Origin of the sequence: Microlunatus flavus (assembly GCF_900110855.1) — a bacterium.
GTDB lineage: Bacteria > Actinomycetota > Actinomycetes > Propionibacteriales > Propionibacteriaceae > Microlunatus > Microlunatus flavus.
Genome location: NZ_FOFA01000024.1, coordinates 1 through 5,510, shown reverse-complemented (window position 1 = coordinate 5,510; position 5,510 = coordinate 1). Strand labels below are relative to the sequence as shown.

At 74.1% G+C, this 5,510-nt stretch carries 5 protein-coding genes; 1 reads left to right on the top strand and 4 read right to left on the bottom strand.

Annotated features, from left to right (window positions below):
* From BMY04_RS22155 to BMY04_RS22140, 4 genes are all read right to left on the bottom strand, one after another.
* Positions 1 to 577: ABC transporter permease (locus BMY04_RS22155; RefSeq protein ID WP_198410361.1), on the bottom strand; the 577-nt coding region annotated here is incomplete at its 3' end.
* A 152-nt stretch (positions 578 to 729) separates the two neighbouring features.
* On the bottom strand, positions 730 to 1,863 hold the full coding sequence (locus BMY04_RS22150; protein WP_091187290.1) for an ABC transporter substrate-binding protein: 1,134 nt from the start codon (positions 1,861 to 1,863) through the stop codon (positions 730 to 732).
* Between the two features lie 203 nt (positions 1,864 to 2,066).
* Entirely contained in the window at positions 2,067 to 3,767 is a 1,701-nt protein-coding gene (locus BMY04_RS22145) for a cobalamin B12-binding domain-containing protein (protein WP_091187286.1), read from the bottom strand.
* The gene (locus BMY04_RS22140; RefSeq protein WP_091187283.1) at positions 3,764 to 4,495 is read right to left on the bottom strand and encodes a TetR/AcrR family transcriptional regulator; all 732 of its coding nucleotides are present in this window, start codon (positions 4,493 to 4,495) and stop codon (positions 3,764 to 3,766) included. The genes BMY04_RS22145 and BMY04_RS22140 overlap by 4 nt, the downstream gene beginning before the upstream one ends.
* 82 nt (positions 4,496 to 4,577) lie before the next feature.
* On the opposite strand from BMY04_RS22140, the gene BMY04_RS22135 reads away from it, so the two are divergent.
* Positions 4,578 to 5,438 carry an SDR family oxidoreductase gene (locus BMY04_RS22135; protein WP_091187279.1) on the top strand — a complete coding sequence of 287 codons (861 nt, stop codon included), beginning with the start codon at positions 4,578 to 4,580 and terminating at the stop codon, positions 5,436 to 5,438.
* Positions 5,439 to 5,510: the final 72 nt, after the last annotated feature.

Here is a 5,510-nt window from a genome sequence, read left to right as displayed (position 1 = left end):
ACTGCCACGTGGTCGCCCCCAGGTTGGAGGCGGCCTCGCGCCACTGGACGCGGACGCCGTCCAGGGCCGGCAGGAAGATGATCACCATCAGCGGGATCTGGAAGTACGCGTAGACGAGCACCAGGCCCTTGAGCCCGAAGAGCCAGACGCTGCTGGTGAGGCTGGTGCCGGCGTGCGCGTCGAGCCAGGTCGACACCACCCCGGAGATGCCCAGCGTGGCGATGAAGGCGAAGGCGAGCGTCACGCCGCCGAACTGCGCCAGCACGCCGCAGACGCTGGTGACCAGCCGCCGCAGCGCGCCGTCCGGCCGTCCGGTGACCACCGCGTACGCGACCAGGGCCCCGACCACGCCGCCGATCACGGCGGTGACCGCCGAGACGAGCACGCTGTTGAGCAGCGCGGTGAGGACGGAGGGTTCGGCCAGGCCGGCGAGGTTCGCCAGGCTGGGCCGACCCTCCTCGCCGAACGCCCCGACGACCACCGTCACGGTCGGCACGACGAGGAAGATCAGCAGGTAGACGCCGAAGGGCAGCACGCCCAGTGCCGGCCGCAGCCGCGCCAGCCTCGACCGCGCCATCCTGGTCCTTCCCCTGCCTCGTCCGCGTCGTGCCGACGCTCCCTGGCCTTCGACCGACAACGCCCCCTGAGCCTGTCGAAGCGGTGCCCTGAGCCTGTCGAAGGGGCCCCGCAGGGGTCGGCGTCTGTGCGCCGAGCCCTCCGTCCACGCGATCAGCTGGTGGCCTTGCTCCACTCCTTGCTGAGCACGTCGGCGGCCTTCTTGGTCTGGTCGGTCGTCAGGATCGTCGGCTCGCCGCTGACCGGCGGGAGCTTGCCGTACGCGTCGGAGTCGATCGTCCCGGCCTTCTGCATCGCGTCCGCGCGCACAGGACGGGCCCCGCCGCCGAGGAAGAGGTTCTGGCCCTCGTCGGAGTAGAGGTACTCCTGCCACAGCCGCGCGGCGGCCGGGTGCGGGGCGTCCTTGCTGATCGCCTGGAAGTAGTAGCCGCCGACGAGCGCGTCGCTCGGGACGGTGACCTTCCAGGTCGGGATCTTGGCGCTCTCCGCCGCGTTCAGGTAGTCCCAGTCGATCACCAGCGGGGTCTGCCCGGACTCGATCGTCGCCGAGGTCGGGTCGGTCGGCAGGAAGTTGCCCGCCTTCTTGAGGTTCGCGAAGAAGTCGATGCCCGGCTGGATGTCGTCGGCGGAGCCGCCGTTGGCCAGCGAGGTCATGACGACGCCGTTGAAGGCTGCGCCGGCCTGCGTCGGGTCGCCGTTGAGCGCGACCTTGCCCTTGTACTCGGCCTTGAGCAGGTCCTTGACGCCGCTCGGCGCCGGAACCTTGGCGGTGTCGTACCCGATGGACATGTAGCCGCCGTAGTCGTTGACCCACAGCCCGCTGCTGTCCTTGAAGTTCGTGGGGATCGTGTCCCAGGTCGAGACCTGGTACGGCGCGAACTTGTCGGTGTTGGCCAGCGCGACGGCCTGGCCGAGGTCGAAGACGTCCGGCGCGCGGTCCGTCCCCTTCTGCTGGTTGGCCGCGTTGATCTCGTCCTGGCTGGCCGCGTCGGGCTGCGCGGAGTCGACCTTGAGGCCGTACTTCGCCTCGAAACCCGAGATGATCTTGCCGTAGTTGGCCCAGTCCGGCGGCAGCGCGATGACGTTGAGCGTGCCCTCCTTCTTGGCCTCGGCCACGAGGGCGTCCATTCCGCCGGCGGCCTGCGCGGACGTCCAGGTCGCGGCGCCGCTGGCGCCCTCCGACGAGGAGCCGGCCGGCTTGGCCGGCGGCGCGCACCCGGCGCCGAGCATGGCCAGGGCCGTCGTGCCGGCCGCGACGGCCGTGATCCTGCTCAAGGTCTTGCGCATGCGTCTGCTCCCGATCCGCCCTCGCGGGCACGCCCCCAGGTGGTCCTGCGCGCGGCCGTCCTCGGCCGCGCGACGTGGCCAGGTGCAGAGGATCGCACGACCCCGCGCCGGCGCTGCGCAGCCTCGCGGGAGGAGGTGCTCTCCGAGCGGGCCTCTGACACCGAATCCCCTGGTCAGACCGGCCTTGATCTTGGAGGCGAACTTCAGGTGAACTCTGGTCGGGACGGCCCGTGAGCACGTTCCCCGAGCAGCCGGCAGGCCTCCTCGAGCGTCGCCGCGGGGGTGAGACCGAGGGCCCGCAGCTCGTCGGTGACCTCGACGGGGGAGTCGCCGCCGAGGTCCTGGTTGAGCCGGCCGCCCATGATCACCAGGCCGTCGTACGCGGTCGCGTCCACCGCCGCGCGCAGCTCGCGCCCGACCTCCAGCGCGGCCCCGTTGTAGGTGCCGAGCACCACCGCATCGGCGTCCTCCGCGATGGCGGCGTGCACGACCGAGGCGGGCGTCGCGCTGCTCGGCAGCAGCACCACCTCGGCCCCGGCGCGGGGCAGGGTGCGCAGCAGCGCGTCGCGCACGACGTCGTGGACGTCGAGCACCGCGAGCACGACGCGGGTGCCGCGCAGGTCGGGCACGGTGCCGGCGAGACCGGCCACGGTCGCCCGGACCTGCCGCGCCTTCCACGGCACCAGGTCGGCTACCGCCCGCGGCGGCGGCAGCCGCAGCCGGTCCTCGAGGCCGGCCAGCCCGAGCGCGCGCAGCGCCAGCAGCACCTCGACGGGGTCGGCCACCGCCACGCCGTCGTCCACGAGCAGCGCGAGCGTCGCGTCCCGGAACCTCAGCGCGTACGCCGCGACCTCGCCCGCCAGGCGCTCCGCCCGGTCCCAGTCGACGACGGCCCCGCTGCAGCGCACGTCGCGCTCGAGGGCGTGGGCGACGCGCTGGACCTCGAGGTTCTCCGCGCCGGTCGGGACGCGCTCGGCCTCGGTCAGCGGCACCGGGTGGACCGCGTGGCCGGTCGGGCGGCGCAGCTGGCAGGCCAGGTCGACCGTCAGGTAGCGCCGCAGCACCTCGGCGTTGTGCGCGTGGTCGTGCGGTCGCATGGACACGGTGTCGCCGTAGACCATCGAGCCGAGGTGCTCCCGGTCGTGCACGTCGTCCACGGCGAGGTGCACGACCGCGCGGTGCCAGGGGTCGTCGACCAGGCCGCCGTAGGAGTGCGCGAGCCGGGCGCCGCAGAGGTCCTCGACCACGTGGCGCTCGAGGGCCGCCCACCCCACGTACGAGCCGTAGCTGCCGGCCTGCATCGCCACCCCGTCGTCGAGGTAGGAGTGGACCAGCGCGCCCCGGTCGCGCCAGGCCGCGAGCATGCCGACGGCGCGGACGGTGGCCTCGGTGACCTGACGGTCGTCCTGGCCGCCGGGGACCTCGAAGGACCAGTACTGCCCGAGGTTGCCGATCGTCGTGACGCCGGCGGCCAGCGCCAGCCGGGCGTGGGTCGCGCCCGCGGGCGTGCCGATCATGAAGTCGCCGAGGTGGGGCTGGATCGCGGCGGCCTCGCCGAGCACCGCCCACTCCTCGGGCCGCAGCGCCGGTCCGGTCTCCTTGTGCAGCGAACCGCGGGTGGCCTCGTCGACGCTCATCGCGCGCGACAGCGTGAGGCCGAAGCGGTCGCAGACCTCCCCGTCCTCGGCGAGCCCGGCCTCGATCTCCCGCAGCGCCGCGGCGGTCGTCGACCAGTCCGTCGAGCCGACGTGCGCGTGGTAGGTCACCCGCCCCTCGCGACGCGCCCGGAGCTTGACCTCGGCCTCGCTCCGCGCCGCCTCACGACGCAGGTACGCGGTCTGGTGGATCGACGCCGGTGCGGCGGCGCGGCCCTCGGCCAGGACCTGGGCGCCCGGCGTCCTCACCCGCCCGCCTCGACGACGCGGTCGAGCCACTCGGCCAGCAGGCCGCGCTCGCTCTCGGTGAGCACGTCGAGCTGCGGCGCCAGGGCCCGCAGCGCGACCGCCGGGGCGATGGCGCTAGACCCGGGTCGGTCCGTCGCCGGGGCGGCGACGGGGGAGAGGACCTGGTCCAGCACGGCGGCGAGCATGCGGTCGGCCAGCGCCGGGTCGCGCTGCGCGGGCGGGGTGGTGAGGAGGACCTGGATGGTTCCCTGGCCCGCGGCCTGCACGAGGGCGACGGCGTGCGGTTCGCCGACCCGGAGCCGCCCCGTGGCGGCGAGCCGGTGCACGCGGGCCTCGAGGACGCGCAGGCCGGCCTGCGCCGCGGGCGAGCCGACCACCCGCGCCGGGTCGCTGAGGAGCCGGAACAGCGCCGGGTTGGCCAGCCCGAACGCGACCTGCGCCTCCCAGCTCGTCCGCAGGTCCTCCAGGGGGTCGGAGCCCGCCTCGCTCGACGCCCGCTCGTGCTCGGCCTTGGCGCGGACGTACGCGGCCATGACGTGCTCCGCCACGGCCTCCATCAGGCCGTCCTTGTCGCCGAACAGCCGGTAGAGCGTCGGGGCCTGCACGCCGGCCTCGGCGGCGACCGCACGCGTGGTCACGGCGGCCGGTCCCGACTCCTCGAGCAAGCGGGCCGCGACCTCGACGATGCGCGTACGGGTCGCGTCGCGTCCGCTGACCGTTTCGCTCACGGACCGATGCTAACGAACTCTTGCTATCACTGCGTTTCCAACGTTATCGTCGTTCTGCTTCCACTGCTACCAAGGAGTTCGCATGATCGTCATCACCGGCGCGACCGGCGCGCTGAACGGCGCCACCGCCGACCACCTCCTCGAGCGGGTCCCCGCGTCCGAGCTCGTCGTGGCCGTGCGCGACCCCGACCGTGCCGCACGGTTCGCGGAGCGCGGCGTCGAGGTCCGGCGGGCCGACTACGCCGACCCCTCGTCGCTCCCGGCCGCGTTCGCGGGCGCCGACCAGCTGCTGCTCGTCTCGTCGAGCGACCCCTTCGCCGACGCCGTGGAGCTGCACCGCACCGCGCTCGAGGCGGCCGTCGGGGCCGGCGTCGGGCGCGTCCTCTACACCAGCCACCAGGGCGCCCACGTCGACAGCCCGTTCTTCCCCGGGCGTGACCATGCCCGCACCGAGGAGCTGCTCGCTGCCTCCGGCCTGCCTTGGACGTCGCTGCGCAACGGCTTCTACGCCCACAGCCTCGACTGGCTCGCCGGCCCCTGGCGCGAGACCGGGGTGATCACCGTCCCGGGCGACGGGCCGGTCTCCTGGACCGCCCGCGAGGACGCCGCCGAGGCCGCGGCGGGGGTTCTGCTCGGCGACGGCGCGTACGAGGGTCCCGTCACGATCACCGCGACCGAGGCCCCGACGTTCGCGGAGGTGGCCGAGGTCGCCTCCGACCTCGCCGGGCGGCGCATCTCCTTCGAGCGGGTCGACCCGGAGGCCTGGGTCGCGCAGCAGCTCGGCGCCGGCCGGCCGGAGGGGATGGTCCGCTTCACCCTCGGCATGTACGAGGCCGCCGCCGGCGGGTACTTCGCCGGCACCGACCCCCTGCTCCGCGACCTCCTCGGCCGCGAGCCCCGCACGGTCCGCGACGCGCTGGCCGATGGTTCCGTGCACCCCTGACACCGCGCGCCCCGAGTCGGGCGAACGCTCCCTGAGCCCAGCGAACGCTCCCCGAGCACAGCGAACGCTCCC

Excerpts from the sequence above, each read along its gene's own strand:
- BMY04_RS22150 (WP_091187290.1), bottom strand. The coding sequence starts at position 1,863 with ATGCGCAAGACCTTGAGCAGGATCACGGCCGTCGCGGCCGGCACGACG.
- BMY04_RS22135 (WP_091187279.1), top strand. The coding sequence starts at position 4,578 with ATGATCGTCATCACCGGCGCGACCGGCGCGCTGAACGGCGCCACCGCC.